This is a genomic window from Synechococcus sp. A15-24 (assembly GCF_014280195.1).
Taxonomy (GTDB): domain Bacteria; phylum Cyanobacteriota; class Cyanobacteriia; order PCC-6307; family Cyanobiaceae; genus Parasynechococcus.
The window spans coordinates 654830-672718 of the sequence record NZ_CP047960.1; the positions used below are offsets into that span (position 1 = coordinate 654830).

At 59.9% G+C, this 17889-nt stretch carries 16 protein-coding genes; 7 read left to right on the forward strand and 9 right to left on the reverse strand.

All coding sequences use genetic code 11. The features are described from left to right. Window positions 1-10: 10 nt before the first annotated feature. Entirely contained in the window at window positions 11-1210 is a 1200-nt protein-coding gene (locus tag SynA1524_RS03425) for a DEAD/DEAH box helicase (protein WP_502707904.1), read from the reverse strand. Window positions 1211-1300: 90 nt separating this feature from the next. Here SynA1524_RS03425 and SynA1524_RS03430 point away from each other — a divergent pair, with 90 nt between their 5' ends. After that, entirely contained in the window at window positions 1301-1477 is a 177-nt protein-coding gene (locus SynA1524_RS03430) for a hypothetical protein (protein WP_186498952.1), read from the forward strand. 2 nt (window positions 1478-1479) lie between these two features. On the opposite strand, the gene SynA1524_RS03435 is transcribed toward SynA1524_RS03430, so the two are convergent. After that, entirely contained in the window at window positions 1480-2058 is a 579-nt protein-coding gene (locus SynA1524_RS03435; RefSeq protein ID WP_186498953.1) for an EF-1 guanine nucleotide exchange domain-containing protein, read from the reverse strand. Window positions 2059-2183: 125 nt separating this feature from the next. Here SynA1524_RS03435 and SynA1524_RS03440 point away from each other — a divergent pair, with 125 nt between their 5' ends. The 4 genes from SynA1524_RS03440 to SynA1524_RS03455 are packed head-to-tail and all read left to right on the forward strand — an operon-like array spanning window position 2184 to window position 6167. After that, window positions 2184-3323, forward strand: a complete 1140-nt coding sequence (locus tag SynA1524_RS03440) for a Re/Si-specific NAD(P)(+) transhydrogenase subunit alpha (RefSeq protein ID WP_186498954.1) — start codon at window positions 2184-2186, stop codon at window positions 3321-3323. Continuing rightward, window positions 3323-3619: an NAD(P) transhydrogenase subunit alpha part 2 gene (locus tag SynA1524_RS03445; RefSeq protein ID WP_186498955.1), complete on the forward strand. Its 297-nt coding sequence runs from the start codon at window positions 3323-3325 to the stop codon at window positions 3617-3619. Before SynA1524_RS03440 ends, SynA1524_RS03445 begins: the two co-directional genes overlap by 1 nt. After that, window positions 3619-5043: an NAD(P)(+) transhydrogenase (Re/Si-specific) subunit beta gene (locus SynA1524_RS03450; protein ID WP_186498956.1), complete on the forward strand. Its 1425-nt coding sequence runs from the start codon at window positions 3619-3621 to the stop codon at window positions 5041-5043. The genes SynA1524_RS03445 and SynA1524_RS03450 overlap by 1 nt, the downstream gene beginning before the upstream one ends. Then, the gene (locus SynA1524_RS03455; protein ID WP_186498957.1) at window positions 5043-6167 is read left to right on the forward strand and encodes a YheT family hydrolase; all 1125 of its coding nucleotides are present in this window, start codon (window positions 5043-5045) and stop codon (window positions 6165-6167) included. The genes SynA1524_RS03450 and SynA1524_RS03455 overlap by 1 nt, the downstream gene beginning before the upstream one ends. A gap of 23 nt (window positions 6168-6190) precedes the next feature. On the opposite strand, the gene SynA1524_RS03460 is transcribed toward SynA1524_RS03455, so the two are convergent. From SynA1524_RS03460 to SynA1524_RS03470, 3 genes are all read right to left on the reverse strand, one after another. Beyond that, window positions 6191-7339, reverse strand: a complete 1149-nt coding sequence (locus SynA1524_RS03460; protein WP_186498958.1) for a fatty acid desaturase — start codon at window positions 7337-7339, stop codon at window positions 6191-6193. A 177-nt stretch (window positions 7340-7516) separates the two neighbouring features. After that, on the reverse strand, window positions 7517-7861 hold the full coding sequence (locus SynA1524_RS03465; protein WP_186498959.1) for a (2Fe-2S) ferredoxin domain-containing protein: 345 nt from the start codon (window positions 7859-7861) through the stop codon (window positions 7517-7519). Beyond that, the gene (locus tag SynA1524_RS03470; protein WP_186498960.1) at window positions 7858-9102 is read right to left on the reverse strand and encodes a 1-deoxy-D-xylulose-5-phosphate reductoisomerase; all 1245 of its coding nucleotides are present in this window, start codon (window positions 9100-9102) and stop codon (window positions 7858-7860) included. The genes SynA1524_RS03465 and SynA1524_RS03470 overlap by 4 nt, the downstream gene beginning before the upstream one ends. 79 nt (window positions 9103-9181) lie before the next feature. Between SynA1524_RS03470 and SynA1524_RS03475 the strand changes: the two genes are divergently transcribed. Beyond that, a complete protein-coding gene (locus SynA1524_RS03475) occupies window positions 9182-10501 on the forward strand; it encodes a sodium-dependent transporter (RefSeq protein ID WP_186499479.1) in 1320 nt (439 codons plus the stop codon). Between the two features lie 5 nt (window positions 10502-10506). On the opposite strand, the gene SynA1524_RS03480 is transcribed toward SynA1524_RS03475, so the two are convergent. Genes SynA1524_RS03480 through SynA1524_RS03495 form a run of 4 tightly spaced genes read right to left on the reverse strand, consistent with a single transcriptional unit; the run spans window position 10507 to window position 16369 of the window. Then, window positions 10507-10737 (reverse strand): hypothetical protein, encoded by a 231-nt coding sequence (locus SynA1524_RS03480; RefSeq protein WP_186498961.1) that lies wholly within the window; start codon window positions 10735-10737, stop codon window positions 10507-10509. Between the two features lie 34 nt (window positions 10738-10771). Beyond that, window positions 10772-12253, reverse strand: a complete 1482-nt coding sequence (gene cysS, locus SynA1524_RS03485; protein WP_186498962.1) for a cysteine--tRNA ligase — start codon at window positions 12251-12253, stop codon at window positions 10772-10774. Between the two features lie 45 nt (window positions 12254-12298). Then, window positions 12299-15244: a DNA polymerase I gene (gene polA, locus SynA1524_RS03490; protein WP_186498963.1), complete on the reverse strand. Its 2946-nt coding sequence runs from the start codon at window positions 15242-15244 to the stop codon at window positions 12299-12301. Between the two features lie 24 nt (window positions 15245-15268). Next, window positions 15269-16369, reverse strand: a complete 1101-nt coding sequence (locus tag SynA1524_RS03495; protein ID WP_186499480.1) for an efflux RND transporter periplasmic adaptor subunit — start codon at window positions 16367-16369, stop codon at window positions 15269-15271. Between the two features lie 118 nt (window positions 16370-16487). Between SynA1524_RS03495 and ychF the strand changes: the two genes are divergently transcribed. After that, window positions 16488-17579: a redox-regulated ATPase YchF gene (gene ychF, locus SynA1524_RS03500; RefSeq protein WP_186498964.1), complete on the forward strand. Its 1092-nt coding sequence runs from the start codon at window positions 16488-16490 to the stop codon at window positions 17577-17579. Window positions 17580-17889: the final 310 nt, after the last annotated feature.

Here is a 17889-nt window from a genome sequence, read left to right on the forward strand (position 1 = left end):
TCCTGTTCCGCTAGCACAGGGTCATGCGCACGGCTCGAGTAATGCCTTGCAGGAAACGGCTGCGGGTGACCACCGTCGTCAGATACGCCACCACCCTGAGGCGGGGGGCATCAAATCCTTCGGCACACATGTCGATGCTCACCAACCAGTCCGCTCCACCGGCCTGAAATCCATTGAGCCGAGCCGACGCCTCCGGGTCCTGGGAGTGGACCAGATCCACCTTGTGGCCGTCGTCCTCCAAAAGGGTGGCGATGGCTGAGGCATGGTCGATGTCGCGGGCGATGACCAGTCCTGCGGCATTGGGCTGCTGCTGTCGAACCCTCGAGAGTCTTCGCTGGGCTTGGAGGATCACCTGTTGACCGATGCAGCTGCTGTCGGCCAGCCGGATAGCTCGACGCAGATTGCGGGCACGCCAGCTCTCGCGATGCTCCTGAGAGAGAGGCGAGACATCACGATCGGGTCGGCCCTCCTGGCTGTGCTCCACCCAGCCATCTTGAAAGTGAAATTCCAGTGGGCGCACGTCTCCCGCGGCGATCAGGTCCCTCGGTTCCACGCAGAGATCGGGCTGAATCTGCTCCACCAGCTCTCCGTTCTGGACGGTGCGGATGCGGCGCGCTGCGCAAAAGCCAAGGTTGTCGGCGCGGAAGGGCGTCCCCGTCAATCCCAGGCGCAGTCGACACCTTGAGGTCTGCTCTGTAAAGGTCTGGCTCCAGGTCGCAGCCCCAGGGTCCTCGGGATCCAGCCCGAGGTGGTGGGCTTCGTCTGCGATGGCGAGCATGCTCGAGCCAGGCCAGGAGCCGAGCGCTGTCGCAAGCTGCTGGGGCTGTCGACCGGAGGATTGATAGGTCAACAGCAGACCATCCGCTTGTTTCAGCTTTTCTGGCTCGCAGGGCCAGCTGACCAGGTCGAGCCCCAACCGCGCTGCGGCTCGTTGCCATTGCTCCAGGATCGAGTTGCGGTGACAGAACACCAGGAAATGTTGAAGCCGTTGTTCCTGACGCATGCTGCGGAAGGCCAGCAGCGCGCCAAGGGTCTTTCCTGCACCTGGCCCTGCAAAAACGAGGACATCTTGTTCTTCAATCGCTTCACCATCCAGGCGACGACGTAGAAGCTGAATCAGATGGGTTTGCCACTGTCTGGGTTGGATCGCGGACCCGGATCCTGAAGGCCCTACGTCAAAGCTGTAAGGAGAGATGGTGTGCCTGGGCAAAGATGAGTCTTTTTAACCATTTCGAACCACTTCGGCATCTCTAGGTTCCGGCCATCAGCGTTTGTTCCGGATCACCAGCCGACTCCTGCCATGGCCAAAGGCCGCCCATCACCTGAGTCCCTCGAGCAGCTTCGGCGCCAACTCGATCGGTGTTGGCAGGACGATTGTGATATCGACCACCTAATCCTGCGGGCCCGTCAGCTGCGTCGTTGGGGACGCTGGCGTCAGGCCCGATCTCTAGAACAGGAAGTGTTACCGCTCGTTTAAATTCAGAGCGCTTCAGCGTGATTGACCACCAGACGTTCAACTTCCAGTAAGGCATCCTCCGCTGCAGTGTGAGCCGCATCGAAGTTCCCTTTGGCGGCCTCGAGCAGTTGATGGGCCAAACGATCCAGCAGCTCCTGCCGCTTTTCCGCCAACATCGCCACAATCTCCGTCTCCACCAGGGTGCGCACCGCCTGAATGCGCAGATCATCTTCGGTGGCTTCGGCAAAAGTTCCCTGCACCAGTTCCTGGATGAAAAGGCGGTGCACTTCACTGCTGCGCAGGAAGCTCTCGGTCGCATTGATGATGCCGTCCACCAAGGTGCGATCCGGTTCTGACTCGCGTTCGTTGAGCTTGAACTCCCAGTCGAGATGACGGCGCTGCCAACCCGCGGCATGCAGGCTCGGCATCACGCTTTGGGAGAAGCTGTCCACCGATATTTCATAGATCCGCTCCGCCAGCCGCTCGCACCAGTCGCGTCCGTGCTCCTCAAGGGTGGATTGCATGGCCCGACGTTCAACGGAATGACCTCCGTGGTGGCTGTGGCAGACGCCGTCGGGACACTCGATTGCGCTGAGACCCATGGGGAACACAAGATTCAATTGTCCAATAGCCAGGGTTGTGCAGCGACCTCTGCATTCTTCAGAAAAGTTCCGGGTCACCAGGAGGCGACCTTCTAACCTCAGGCCGGCCGGTGGTTGTCCTCGTCTTGCCCAGACTTTTAATTCCGGTGGAGTCGACACCGGGGGAAACCCGGGTCGCGGCGACGCCCGACACGGTGAAAAAATTCCTGTCTTTCGGCTGTGATGTTTCCGTAGAGCGCGGGGCCGGAATAACGTCGGGATACCTCGATCAGGCCTACGCCAATCAGGGTGCTCAGTTGATAGAGCCCGGTCATGCATCGGGCTGGTCTCAGGCCGACGTTGTCCTATGTGTCCAACCACCGTCTGCGGCCAGCTTGGCTCTCCTTCGGCAGAGTGCCCTGGTGGTGGGCTTGCTCTCTCCCTATGCCAATCAGGAGTTGACCGCGAGCCTTAAGCGCAATGCACTCTCGGCCATGGCTCTTGAGCTGCTGCCTCGCATCAGCCGTGCTCAGTCAGCGGATGCTCTGTCGTCTCAGGCCAATATCGCCGGTTACAAGTCGGTGCTGTTGGCCTCAGCCGCCCTCGACCGTTATTTTCCGATGCTGATGACGGCGGCTGGCACTGTTCAGCCTGCCAAGGTGGTGATCTTGGGAGCCGGTGTTGCTGGCCTACAGGCCGTCGCAACAGCACGGCGGCTTGGAGCAGTTGTTTACGTCAGCGATATCCGCCCAGCCGTGAAGGAGCAGGTGGAATCCCTTGGTGCACGTTTTATCGATCCGCCGGAGCTCGAGGACAAACCAGCCGAATCAGGTGGTTATGCCAAGCAGGCCTCCGATGCCTTCCTGGCGGCACAGCGACAGCAGCTCTCCGATCAGCTCGCCGAAGCGGATGTGGCGATCTGCACGGCTCAGGTGCCTGGTCGTCGTGCCCCACGTCTGATCAGTGAGGACATGCTCGACCGCATGCGCCCCGGTGCGGTGGTGGTGGATCTAGCGGTGGCTCAGGGGGGGAATTGCGCTGACACTGTTTCTGGGCAAACCGTGGATCGCAAGGGTGTGAAGCTGATCGGTGGCAACGACCTCCCCTGCACTGTGCCTAACCACGCCAGCGCCCTTTACGCGCGAAATCTGGTGGCACTGCTGGAGCCCACTCTCAAAGATGGTGAACTCAAACTCGACCTCGAGGATGAGTTGATTGCCGGCTGCTTGGTTGCCCAGGACGGCATCATTCGTCGCGGCGACGTTCTTACCCCTGGTGCCAGCTGATGTTCGTTGAATTCCTCTGGGTGTTGCTGCTGGGCAGCCTTCTAGGCCTTGAACTCATCGGCAAAGTGCCTCCCACCCTCCACACCCCGCTGATGAGCGGGGCCAATGCCATCTCTGGCATCACAGTTCTGGCGGCCCTCACCCTGATCATCAAAGCGGGGGATAACCCAGTGCTGCTCTCGCTTGGTGCCGTCTCGCTGGGGTTCGCGCTTTTCAATGTGATCGGTGGCTTCCTGGTCACTGACCGAATGCTGGCCATGTTTAGCCGTAAGCCCGCCCGCAAGGAGAACCGCTGATGTCCGCTTCTCTGATCCTCAAATACGCGATCGAACTGGTCGCTGTCCTCCTGCTGGCTCTGGGTATCAAGGGCCTCTCCAAGGTGCGCTCGGCTCGTGGTGCCAATCAGCTGGCTGCTGTGGCGATGGCCCTGGCAGTTACCGGTTTGCTGGTCAATTACGCCGGCGATGGTGGCATCGCTGCGACCGCCTGGATCTGGATCATCGCCGGCACTCTGGTGGGCGGAATCCTGGGTGCCATAACGGCTCAACGGGTCCCGATGACCTCCATGCCGGAGACCGTCGCTCTGTTCAATGGCTGCGGCGGCATGTCCTCGCTGCTGGTGGCCCTCGGCGTGGCGCTGTTCCCCGAGGCCGGTGGTTCAGATCTGGTGGCGGTGGTGTCGATTGTCGTGTCGGTGTTTGTCGGTGCGATCACCTTCACCGGCTCGATCGTGGCCATGGCCAAGCTCCAAGGCTGGTTGTCCACACCCGCCTGGATGCAGAGCCGGCTGCGCCATGCCGTGAACATCGCCCTGGCGGTGCTGTCTCTCGTGGCCGCAGTCAAGTTGATTGCATCCGGTGAGGGTGCCCAGGGTCTGTGGTTGCTGGTGATCGGCTCCGGTCTGCTCGGCATCGGCGTCACGCTGCCGATCGGTGGGGCCGACATGCCGGTGGTGATTTCACTGCTGAACAGTTATTCCGGGGTCGCAGCGGCGGCGGCGGGCTTTGTGGTGGGCAGCCAACTGCTGATCGTGGCGGGAGCCATGGTTGGAGCAGCCGGCCTGATCCTCACCCAGGTGATGTGTGACGGCATGAACCGTTCCCTGGTGTCCGTTCTGTTCGGCGGTGCCCTTGGAGCAACATCCGGAGGCGGAGGTGGCGGTGGTGAGTACACCAACATCACTAGCTGCAGTGCTGAGGAATGTGCTCTCACCCTCGAGGCGGCAGAGCGGGTGATCATTGTTCCGGGCTATGGCCTGGCAGTCGCCCAGGCCCAGCACACCCTGCGGGAGGTGACCCGGGTGTTGGAAAGCGCCGGGATCGATGTGGCCTATGCCATTCATCCTGTGGCTGGCCGGATGCCTGGACACATGAACGTGCTGCTGGCAGAGGCCGATGTGCCCTATGAGCAGCTCAAGGAAATGGATCAGATCAATCCTGAGTTCCCCGCCACCGATGTGGTGCTGGTGCTGGGAGCCAACGATGTGGTCAACCCCCAGGCCAAGAACGATTCCAGTTCCCCGCTCTACGGCATGCCTGTGCTCGACGTTCAGGAGGCCCGCACCGTGTTTGTGGTGAAGCGCGGTATGAGTGCTGGCTACTCCGGCATCAAGAACGACCTGTTTGAACTGGCGAACACGTCGATGGTGTTTGGTGATGCCAAGAAGGTGCTTGGCGATCTGCTGACGGAACTCAAGGATCTCGGACTGGGCAAGAAGTGATGCCACTGGGCGCTGACGATCCCCAGCTGCTGAAGCAGCTGGGGATTGAGTTGTTTCAGCAGCGCCTTCCCTGGTTCGGTGGCGACCTGCAGACCTTGCGGGACACGCTCAGGCCGGTGGACTTGCCGGTTGATCAGGGGGAGCCCGTTCGCATTCCAGTTCCGGCCCTGGCGAGTGGTGCCGCCAAAGCGGGTGAGCTGCTGGCCTATCTGGATCGTCCTCGTTGGAGCGTTGATGCCGCCGCAGCACAAGCGCCGAAAGCGTTGGTGGTGGTGTTGCACGGTCTGGGGGGCTCCAGTCGCCGTCAGGGTCTGCGCCGGTTGACCCTCAGCCTGCAAGGGGCCGGATTTGCTGTGTTGCGGTTGAACTTGCGCGGCGCTGACCCGGGCCGGCACTTGGCCGGTGGCACCTACGCCGCTGCCTGCAACAGCGATCTGTTGCCCGTCCTCAAGCGGGCTCGCCAAATTGCCGCGTCGTTGGCGCTGGAGGGTGGTCTGCCTCAGCCGTTACCTCTCCTGGGTGCCGGGATCTCGCTGGGGGGAACGATGTTGCTGAATGCCTGTCTGGATCAAAGCGGGGCCCTGGATGCGCTGTTTTGTGCCAGCAGTCCCCTGGACCTGGCCGCCTGCAGTGCATCGATCGAACGGCCGCGCAATCGCATCTACCAACGCTGGCTCCTGCAGCGACTGGTGCGTCAGACCCTTGCTGATCCCTTCGGCGTGACCCCGGCTGAGGAACAACAGCTTCAGGACCATCCACCCGAGTCGATTCGTGCCTTTGATGCAGCGGTCACAGCACCACGCTGGGGCTTCGCATCGGTGGAGGATTACTACGAGGGTGCGTCACCTTTGCCGCGCTTGTTGTCGTCCTGGCAGGTCTTACCGCCGACGTTGTTGCTGCAAGCCCTTGATGATCCCTGGGTCGAAGCGACGTCAGCTATACAGCTGCAATCGTCGTTGGCTGAACATCATTCCTCTGATTCAGATCAACATCTGAAGATTGTGCTGACAGCCCGTGGCGGTCACAACGGTTTTCATGGCCCGGGTGACACGCTCCGCAACGGTTGCTGGTCTGATCGATTGGCGTGTGCCTGGTTCAACAATGTCAGAACCAGGCACTCTTGAAAACGAATGTTCAGTGAAGTTGTTTAGTAATAGAAGGCTCGATCCGAGGGGTTTTGATACACAGCACCGCCACAGGCTGTAGCGACACGCCAAAGGGCACGGTGAATTGGTGTTGAGTCGTAGCGCACAAGATCTGGGAAGCGCTGCCTCAAAAGGGCTGTTCCCCGCCAGGCATTGTAGTGCGGAATAGCAGAATTGACGTGATGGCAGACGTGGGTTGAACCGATGCCATGGTGTAAAAAGTTCAGTACAGGACCGTAGGGGCGATCAACGGTTTGAAGTGCACCTTTGGCCCAATCCCATGTTTCATTCGAGAAATGAGGGATATTGCGGTCTGTATGTTGCAGCCAGGTGTAAGTGGTGAGCCAGATATTGATCACCATATAGGGCAACCCATACAGGCAGGCAATACGAGCAAATGAAAAGTGTATTGATGCCCCAATTAAAAGTGTAATCATTGCGATCAAACCGAGGTTCGAGCGCACCATGTATTTACGGAACGAACTTGGGAATAGGGCACGTTTGCCATTCCTAAACGCTGCATCATTCCAGAAGTGTGAAGTGGGGAAGCCATAATCTTCACCACCCGTGGCACCAAGGAACAGGTACAGCTGCCAGCCAATGATCAGATGGTTGAACAGGGAAATCAGACCAAACAGTTTTGTGTTGAGCTTTCGTTTCAGTTTTTCTGTTGCTTGCCCTTGGGGAGAGCTCTCACGAGGTGGAACATGGGTTTCCCCCCCTTCGAGATGGTTGCAATGGGCGTGGTGAACGGCATGGCTTCGAGCCCAGCTGTAATAGGGAACCAGCAGTGCGCTGTGCAGAACAAATCCCACCACCCCTTCGACACGCCTGTTGGGATGAAAGGCGTTGTGGCCACATTCGTGGGCCAGCACCCAGCAGCCCATGGCGATGGTTCCTGTGACGGCTCCGTAGAGAATCCAGAGCGGAAGAGCTGCAAGCGTGAGCGGAATGGTTGTGCCGATGCAAACGGCTGCGATGGAGAGGCTGGCGGACATAACCAGACTTCCCCAGGCTTTATAGGGGTTGAACTTGATTAGCTCGGCCGGTAGCGCATTCAGCAGCTCACCTTTGCTTGGATAAATCGTTGAATGACCACCTTCTGTAACGGGGGTTAGTTGTCGCGTTCGTGATGAGGTTGTAAGTGTCAAATGAGAGGTAGCGGCAGGACGACGAACGCTGTTTTTAGAATTCCTTAAGACTCTAGGCGATGGCTTTTGCCTCTGTGGATTTTTGGAATGTTGATCAAGCTGATGTCGGTGCCGCCGTCGTCTTCGTCAGTTCAGATTTTTGGTAAGAATTGACGAACTTTGTCATTGGACAAGAGCTCAATTCAATTGGAAAGGCGCTGTTTTGTGAATCCAATCATGAACGGGTTTGTGGTGAATAATGTGTTGATGAATGATTGCTTCGATCTTGTCGGTGGTGACATCGGTGTACCAGATTCCATCCGGCCAGACCACGAGGATCGGTCCCTTTTCGCAGATCCTTAAGCAGTCAACCTTGCTTCTGAGAACAACGCCTTCAGGACGGTCGCTGTTCTCAAGCCCTAGTTCCTTGATGAGTCGTTTGAGTTCATTCCACGTCGCCAAGCCCGTATTCGGATCGCAGCACTTGGCTTTCGTGGGCGTGGCGCAAAGCAGCAGATGGTGGCTGACCCGCTGAACGCTCATGCCGCCAGCGCTGCCAACGGGACCCGTGTGGTGCCACGCTTTACCTGTTCTCGCACGGCCATGCGGGCCCATTGATCCGCAGCCAGCACATCCTCGAGCTGGGGGTGGGCAATCAGATCAGCCTTGTGGCGCTCGCATGCCGCCTCGATCACCACAGGGATGTCGAGGAAGTGGATTTTTTCCTCGAGGAATTGAGCGACTGCTTCCTCATTGGCGGCATTCATGACGGCCGGCATCGTGCCGCCGGCCCTCCCTGCCGCGTAGGCCAGTTGCATGCAGGGGTACTTGGCGGGATCGGGCGCACGGAAGGTCAGTTGTCCCACCTCCGTGAGATCCAACCGGCGCCATGGTGTTTCCAGCCTGGAGGGCCAGCTCAGGCAATAAAGGATTGGTAATTTCATGTCTGGCCATCCCAGTTGGGCCAGAACGGAGGAATCAGCCAGTTCGATCATCGAGTGGATGATGCTCTGAGGGTGAATCACGATCTCGATGTGGTCGTAATCCAGGCCGAACAGATAGTGGGCTTCGATCACTTCCAGCCCCTTGTTCATCAGCGAGGCTGAATCCACCGTGATCTTGCGTCCCATGCTCCAGTTGGGGTGACTGGTGGCATCGGCCACGGTGGCATTTTCAAGGTCTTCGGCTTTCCAATCCCGAAATGCTCCACCCGAGGCGGTGAGCTGAATGCGACGCAGACCAGGGGTGGGGACTCCTGTGGAGAGTCGGGCGTTCTCGGCCCAGGGAGTGCCTTGCAGGCACTGAAAAATGGCGGAGTGCTCCGAGTCCGCTGGCAGCAGCCGGCTGCCACTCTTCTTCAGCTCCGGCAGCACCACGGGGCCGGCCGCAATCAGCGTTTCTTTGTTGGCCAAGGCCAGGTCTTTGCCAGCGCGAACAGCGGCGAGGGTCGGCAGCAGGCCTGCACATCCCACAATCCCTGTGACGACCAGATCCGCGCTCTCCCACGAGGCTGCAATGTTCAGGCCATCGGGACCGCCCACAAGTTGCGGACGCTTTCGATCTGTGCCGAGGGCGTCGAGCCGCTGCTGCAGCTCCGGCAGAAGATCAGCATTGGCCAGGGCCACTAGCTCGGGCTGGTGACGTTGGATTTGCTGCACCAGTAAGTCAAGGTTGCGCCCTGCCGTCAGGGCCACAACGCGGAATTGCTCGGGGAATTCCTCGGCGATCTGAAGGGTCTGGGTACCGATCGAGCCCGTGGAGCCCAGCACGCTGATGGCTTTCACGCTGATGCGGCAGTTGGCCCAAGTCTCCCACCAAGGGCGGCGAACGCTGGCAAGCTGGTCGACAGCACGACGAAAGCCTGTGGCGAAGGAGCAGTGGCGGTCTGGGCTTGGATTTGTCTTGGCTGCAGCCGGCAGCGCCGTCGGGCTCGGCAACCTCTGGGGATTTGCGTATCGCGCCTCCCAGGGCGGTGGTGGCGCTTTTCTCCTGCTTTATCTGTTGATTGTGCTGGTGGTTTGTCTGCCGGTGCTGGTGGCGGAAATGGTGCTGGGTCGCAGTACTGGAAGCAGTCCTTTGCTGGCCCCCGTGAAAGCCGGCGGTCGTCTGTGGAAACCGATGGGTTGGTTGTTCGTCCTGGCAGCCAGCGGGATCCTGGCCTTCTATGCCGTGCTGATGGGTTGGACTGGCGCCACCCTTGTGCAGACGCTCAGTCAGGGCCTTCCCCTTGACATCGATGCCGCGAAAGCCTTTTTTGCAGGTCTCAGCGGTGGCCGGTCTGCACTGATCGGGCAGTTGCTCAGCCTGGCGGTCACCGGCGCTGTTGTCGCTGCCGGTGTGCGGGGAGGGATTGAGCGGTTGTCCCGCTGGGGCTTGCCAATGTTGTTTGTGCTGCTGATCGGCCTTGCGATCTGGGCCGCTGGCCTCGACGGTGCTGCGGAGGGTTATCGCACCTTCCTGTTGCGCTGGGACAGTGCCGAATTGACCAATCTCACAACCATCCGCAACGCCTTCACCCAGGCCTTCTTCTCCATCGGCACGGGCATCGGCTGCATCCTGGCTTATTCCGCCTATCTCGATCGAGAGGCCCGCTTGCCTCGGGAGGCCGTGGCCGTGGTGGGCATGGACACCGCTGTGGGCATCGTGGCTGGCATGGTCACCTTCCCGGTGGTGATGAGCTTCGGGCTGCAGGAGGTGATCAGTGGATCCACCCTGGGCACCATCTTCATTGCCCTGCCCACAGGATTGGCCTCCCTCGGCGCTGCCGGTCAGCTGGTGGCCGTGTTGTTCTTTTCCTTGGCATTGATTGCTGCGCTTACTTCGGCGGTGTCGCTGCTGGAGGTGCCTGTGGCGTGCTTGATGGAGCAGCACTCTTGGAGCCGATCACGGGCGGTCTGGGTGTCCACAGCACTGATCTTCGTGGCCGGGTTGCCTGCCGCTACATCGATGGCTGTGCTCGGCTGGATGGACTCCGTCTTCGGCGGCTTGTTGCTGATCCTGGGAGGACTTCTGCTGGCGCTGCTGCTGGGCTGGGTTGTCCCCGGCCGGTTTCAGAAGGACCTGAGCGACTCTTCAACACCACAGCTGCAACAACGATTGCTGCTGCTAATGCTGCGCTGGGTGTCCCCCCCCGTGGTCGCGACTGGACTGGTGATCAGTGTGGTGGATCTGCTGAAAGGCTGATCGTTTCAGGCGTTGGGGTCGGGCTTGTCTTTCATCAGCTCCTGCATCTTGCGGATCCGCGTCAGCATCTTGGTCCAGACCTCAAGTCTCCAGACCTCTTCAGCGTCGCCACCCCCGGCAATCTGGGCCTGGGCCGACAGCTTGGCATCGAGATCCTCGCTGGCTTCGAACGCCTTCATCAGCTCCATTTCCAACTTGGCGGTCTCCATGAAATTGAGGCGCTTCAGCCAGAGCATGGGGAGTGTTGATGGAACCGACAGTCTGCCCGGCTCAGCTGCGGATCCATTCGGTGATCCCACCGGGTTTGTCGATCAGCTCAATGCCCTGGGCCGTCAGCTCGTTACGGATCCGATCGGCCTCTGCGTAATTCTTCGCGGCTTTGGCGGCCTTGCGAGCTGCGATAGCCGCATCGATGGACGCGTCGTCCAGCTTGGATTGCCCTGCAGCTTCTCCGCGCAAACCCAGAACAACGGCAACTTCCCGCAGCAGTTGCCAACGGGGGGCAAGGTTTTGGATGTCGGCTTCGGGTAGGCCTGCCTCATCCCCACGCTCGAGTCGATTGGCCAGTGCTCGCAGGGGTTTGGCCAGGTCAAACAACACCGCCAGTGCGCCTGAACTGTTGAGGTCGTCCTCCATGGAACCGATGAATTGTTGCTCGAGGGCCTGAAGCACCTCGTCGTCGGGACTGGTCTGAGGACCGATGGCATCCTCTGCAAGGGCCGCAGGACTGGGCCAGCCAAGCTGGTCGCTGTAGCGTTCACCCAGGCCTAAAGCGGCATTCAGCCCTTTCCATCCCGTGGCCGCGGCGTCAAGGGCCTCCGCCGTGAAGTCGAGAGGTTTGCGGTAATGGGCCTGCAGCACAAACAGGCGCAGGGTCATGGGGGAGACACCGCTCTCCAGCAGGGCGCGGATGGTGGTGAAGTTGCCTAGCGATTTACTCATCTTCTGGCCGCCCACGTTCACCATGCCGTTGTGCATCCACACGCGGGCGAGCTCTTGGCCCGTCGCCGCCTCGGACTGGGCGATTTCATTTTCGTGGTGAGGGAACACCAGATCGGCGCCACCGAGATGGATGTCGATCGTGTCCCCCAGTTCCGCCCGCACCATGGCGGAGCATTCGATGTGCCAGCCGGGCCGCCCGTCACCCCAGGGGGAGGGGAAGCTCGGTTCACCAGGCTTCGCCCCTTTCCAAACAGCGAAGTCGAAGGGGTGCTGCTTGCGGGCCTCCTCAGCATAAGCCACGCGACCAGCGGCGTTGTCCTGCTGTTCGCTCAGATCGCGGCCGCTGAGCTTGCCGTAGCCGGCATGCTTCATCACCGCGAAGTACACATCGCCATCAGCGCTGTAGGCCGCACCCTTCGCTTCCAGTTCGCCGATGAGTGAGCGGATGCCATCCAGACACTGGGTGGCGCGCGGCATGCGATCCGGCCTGAGAATCCCCAGTGCATCCATGTCCTGGTGGAAGGCGTCGATGTTGAGTTCGCTCACCTCGGTCATCGAGCTGTTTTGTTCAGCAGCCCGTTTGAGGATCTTGTCGTCGATGTCTGTGAAATTCTGAACGAAGGTCACCTCGAGGCCCCGCCAGATCAGGAAGCGCCGCAGCACATCCCAGTTGATGTAGCTGCGGGCATGGCCCAGGTGGCAGAGGTCGTAGACCGTCACCCCGCAGCAGTAAATGCTGACCTTGCCAGGCGTCAGAGGGGTGAACGGTTCAATGCGGCGGGTGAGGGTGTTGGTAAGCCGCAGAGACACTGCTGAACAGAAGCTGCGGCGAGGCTACGGCGTCCTTTGCTGGGACTATTTGGCCTCCATCCAGCTGGCACCGACACCGGTCTCTGCCACCAAAGGCACCGTCAGCTTCACGGCGTTCTCCATGGTGCGCACCACCGTGTCTCGGGTTGTCTCAAGAGCTTCGGGCTTCACTTCCAGCACCAGTTCATCGTGGACCTGCAGCAGCAGTCGAGCTGGGAGCCCCTGACTTGTGAGAGCCGCCTGTAACTGCACCATGGCCACCTTGATGATGTCAGCACTGGAGCCCTGAATCGGAGCATTGGCAGCAGCTCGCAGTTGCTGTGCCTCCATACCGCCGCGGCGGGCCACATCCAGATCGATCTCTAGTGGGTCTTTGCCGAGCAGTCGCCCAAGACCGTTGCGGTCGAAATGGAACGGACGCCGCCGGCCGAGGATGGTTTCCACGTAACCGCGGCTCAAGGCGAGGCGTTCCTGCAGCTCCAGGAACGCAAACACTTTCGGGTAGCGCTGCTTGTATTTGGCCAGGAAGTCCTTGGCTTCGGCTTGGCTCACGCCGGTTTCCCTTGCAAATCGTTGAGCGCCCATGCCATAGATCACGCCGAAGTTGATCGTTTTGCCCAGCCGACGTTCATCGGCGCTCACCTCGTCTTTGTCCAACAGCAGTCGAGCTGTCAGTGCGTGCACGTCATTACCGCTGCGGTAAGCCTCCTGCAGCACCTCTTCGCCAGAGAGGTGCGTGAGGATGCGCAGTTCGATCTGGGAGTAGTCAGCACTGAGCAGCGTCCAGCCGTCCTGGGGCAGAAAGGCCTTGCGGATGCGGCGGCTGTATTCGGTGCGAACCGGGATGTTCTGCAGGTTCGGGTTGCTGCTGCTCAATCGCCCTGTGGCGGTGACGGCCTGGTTGAAGTCGGTGTGCACACGCCCTGTTTCCGCTTCCACCAATTGCGGTAAGGCATCGATATAAGTGCTCTTGAGCTTGCTCAGCACGCGGTGCTCCAGCACCAGGGGCACCACAGGGTGATCGTCCCCCAGCTTTTCCAGCACCGTGGCATCAGTGCTGTAACCGGTCTTGGTGCGGCGGGATTTCTTGCGATCCAGTCCCAAGGTGTCGAACAGCAATTCCCCCAGCTGTTTGGGGGAGGCCAGGTTGAAGTCCACTCCGGCGGCTTCCTTGGCTTCGGTCTCCAAGCGCTCCAGCGTGGTTCCCATCTCCGTTGAGAGTTCCTGGAGATAGGGAACGTCAATCCGGATGCCCGTGGCTTCCATCTCCGCCAGGACTGATTCCAGAGGCTGCTCCACCTGCTCGAGCAGCTTCAGCAACGCAGGCCCCATGGCCTCCAACTGGTTGCGCAGCAGCAGCGCCAGGCGTCGGGTTACGTGCACGTCCATGGCGCAGTACTGGCTGGCTGCCTCCAGAGGCACATCAGCGAAGGTCTGTTTTTTGCCCACCAGGTCGCTGTAGGCGGTTGGTTGGAAGCCGAATTCCCGTTCCGCCATCAATTCGAGGCCGTGTTTGGCGGCGGCATCGCGCAGGTAATCCGCCAGCAGCGTGTCGATCACCACACCACTGAGGGCCAGCCCATGGCGCATCAGGATCAAGCGATCGAACTTGGCGTTCTGCAACGTTTTGGGGTGGTCTTCGCTGCCAAGCCAAGGGGCCAGAGCGGTGATCACCGTCTCTAAGGGCAGCTGAACCGGTTGGCTGTCCGCGCTTCCGTTGTGGCCGAGTGGGATGTAAGCCAGTGCGTCGAGCTCCTCACCCCAGCAGACGCCGATGCCCACCAGTTCAGCTTTGAACGGGTTTAGGTCTGTGGTCTCCGTGTCCAGAGCCACCGGAGATCCGGGATCGGTGCAGGTCATTAGGCGCTGCACCAGCCCCTGCAGGGCGGCGGTGTCCTGGATCCGCTGGGGATGCAGGGCTGGAACGCTCCCAACCGTCTCCTCTAATCCCTGATCGTTCTTGGTGGCTTTCGGCCTCGACGACGGCTGTGCCGGCGCAGCAGCTTCTGCGTTGGCGCCGTAGCCCCCTGCCGAGAAGGCTGCGACGAATCCACCCACCTGGCGCAGCAAGCTGTTGAGCTCCAGGTCCTCGAGGCAGGAACTCAGTCCTTCGGCATTCACCGTTGACAAGGGCAGACTTGGCTCCTGCGGCAGGGGAATGTCCACCAAGATCTCCGCCAGTTTTCGGGAGAGGTAAGCGTTGTCCTTGTCGTTGCGGAGTTTTCCCTTCAGGGCACCTTTGATGGCGCCGCGGCTGGCCTTCGGCCCTTCTGCCTCCACCGCTTCGAGGGTGGCGTAGACCGCATCGAGGTCGTTGTTCTCCTTCAGCAGGTTGATCGCTGTTTTGGGCCCAACGCCGCGAACGCCTGGGATGTTGTCGGAGCTGTCACCAGTGAGGGCCTTGAGGTCCACCACCTTGTTGGGCATCACGCCGAGCTTGCCCAGCACGCCCTCTTCGCGAATCAGGGTTGGGCCACTGTTTTTTGCATAGGGACCACCCCCCATGTAGAGCACTGCGATGTCGCGGTTGTCGTCCACGAGCTGAAACAGGTCGCGGTCACCAGACAGGATTCGGACTCCCCAACCGTCATCGGCTGCACGGTTGGCAAGAGTCCCCAGAACGTCATCGGCTTCGTAGCCCGGCGCCATGCACAGCGGTAGGTCCAACTGTTGCCGCAGGATCTCCTGAAGTTGATCCAGATCCTGAAAGAACACCTCCGGCGCCACGTCGCGGTGTGCCTTGTAGTTGGCATCCGCCTTGTGGCGAAAGGTCGGTTCCGCCGTGTCGAAGGCGATGGCCACACCCTCTGGTTTCAATGATTTTCCCGTGTCCAGAAGGGATTTGAGGAAGCCGTAGGTAACGCTGGTGGGGCGGCCGTCCTTGGTGGCCAGGCCCCCTTCGCCGCCTTTGCTGAAGGCATAGAAGCTGCGGAAAGCCAGGGAATGACCGTCCACAAGCAAAAGAAGGGGCTTCGTGGAGGCCTCAGGCATGGCGGAAATCAGAGTGGACGGAGATCAGTCGCGGCGATCGGCCCAGGGGGGCAGATCGATGAACACGTTTGTTCCCGCTTCCAGGCCCTTCAGGATCGCAGTCTGATCACCGCTGCTGCTGCCGAGCTCCACCTCCTGAAACTGTGGTTTCTGTTGTTCGTCCACCAGCAAAACGCCGGGTTTTCCATCTTCGGTGACGATCGCAACGGTGGGCACCAACGTCTTCGGAGTGCTTTGACCGGTCTGAAAGTTGATGTCGGCGGTCATGCCAATCAGCAGTTTCTCAGGTGGATTTACCAGTGCAAGTTTCACCTCGAAGGAGGTGACGTTGTCTTGTTTTTCTGCTCGAGGCGCTACCTCACTCACCTGGGCCTTGAAGCGTTCATCTGGGAAGGCGTCCACACGGATCTCAGCAGATTGGCCGGTGGCAATCCGTCCGATTTCACTTTCCGGCACGCGTGCCGCCACCTCAAGGCCTTTGGATAACTCAACGATTGAGGAACTGGTGGCACCAGCCGTGGCGGAGGCGGCCGTGGTGGGAGTCACGAAAGCCCCAGGTTCTGCGTAGCGAGCTGTGATGGTGCCATCGAAGGGGGCACGAATCTCCTGCTCGTTCTGTTCTTCCTTCAGTTGGTTGAGACGTTCGCGGGAGGCCACCACAGCGGCCTGGCTGGCCAGCATCTGGTTTTGCACCTTGCTGAAGTCATCAGCGCTGATCACGCCCATGCGGAAGAGCTGTTGACGGCGGTCGAAGTCGTCCTTGCGGCTCTGGTAGTTCGCTTCGGTCTGGCGCAGCAGGGCCTGACGTTCCTGCACGCGTTCTTCAATGTCGCCCGGGTCCATCACCGCCAGAAGCTGCCCCTTGATGACTTCATCCCCTTCATCCACCAGCAGTTGTTCCAGTAGTCCCTGCTGGCGAGGACTGACGTTGACCTTCTGCATGGCCAACAGCTCTCCGCTGGCGGTGATCACGCCGGACAAGGCACCCCGTTCAGCACTGGCCACGTAGGGAGTCAGATCCCGTTGACGGCTGCTCCAGGGCCCGAAACGCAGCAGGACGAAACCACTGCCAGCAACCGCCAGCACTAGTGCTGCAGTCAGCCACTTGGGTCGGGAGCCTTTCATTGGGGATGGGACGGTGAGACGGTTGGTCTCCGTCGTGGACTCAGGGTGTCGCAGGGTCTGCAGCATGGGCCCACAAAACTTCACAACAGTCTCGCCGCTGGCCGGTAGATTCCGCCCCATGCTCAAAGCCGGAATTGTCGGCTTGCCCAACGTGGGCAAGTCAACCCTGTTCAACGCTCTGGTGGCCAACGCTAAGGCGCAGGCCGCCAACTTTCCGTTCTGCACCATCGAGCCGAATGTCGGCACGGTGGCGGTGCCGGATGAGCGCCTTGATCAGCTCACCAAGCTCAGCAGCAGCCTCGACACCATTCCCACACGGATGGAATTCGTCGATATCGCCGGACTGGTGAAGGGGGCAAGCCAGGGAGAAGGTCTCGGAAACAAGTTCCTGGCCAACATCCGCGAGGTGGATGCGATTGTTCATGTGATCCGCTGCTTTGAGGATGACGACGTCATCCATGTGTCTGGTTCCGTTGGACCGGCCCGTGATGCAGAGGTGATCAATCTGGAGCTCGGTCTGGCGGATCTGGCGCAGATCGAGAAGCGAAGAGAGCGACTGAAAAAGCAAATGCGCACCAGCAAGGAAGCGCAACAGGAAGATGCTGCGTTGGAGCGGATTCAGGCTGTGCTGGAGGACGGTGGTGCGGCCCGTTCTATTGAATTGAGCGAGGAGGAGGCACTGATGATCAAGCCCCTCGGATTGTTGACCGCCAAGCCGATCATCTATGCCACCAACGTGAGCGAAGAAGATCTGGCAGAGGGAAATGCTTACTGCACCGAAGTGATCAACCTGGCGGCCAACGAGGGTGCGGAAACCGTTCGGATTTCAGCTCAGGTGGAAGCAGAGCTGATTGAGTTGGGGGACGACGAGCGAACTGATTACCTTGAAGGACTGGGGGTCAGTGAAGGTGGTTTGCAGAGCCTGATCCAGGCGACGTACAGATTGCTGGGGCTGCGCACATACTTCACCACCGGTGAGAAGGAAACCCGGGCCTGGACGTTCAAGGCCGGCATGACGGCACCGCAGGCTGCTGGTGTGATTCACACCGATTTTGAACGGGGCTTCATCCGAGCTCAGACGATTGGATGGGAGAAGTTAATTGAAGCTGGATCCCTTGCTGAGGCTCGCAATAAGGGTTGGCTTCGTAGTGAAGGAAAGGAGTATGTGGTGGATGAAGGTGATGTAATGGAGTTTCTGTTCAATGTTTAAGTTAGTCAAGCTCAGTCGTTGAACTGAATTGTTCTTGAGTGTCGATTACTTCACGATTTGATTGAGAACGTTTCAACCGATGCATCCATTGATGGCGACTGAGCAAGCTGGGAGTGTCAATACAGCATCAATCGCTCGTCGCGAAGCAATGGTTTGGCTTATGTACTCCTAACTTAAGTCGCTTCTTTAGATCTGATGTCGCGTCGCATCACCATGTTCAGATTGTTGCGATTGCTGGCGTTAGGCAGCTTGTTCCAGCCCTTGCGAGCGCAGGGATTGTTGTTCACGCTTCGCTCAGGATCCTTTCTCT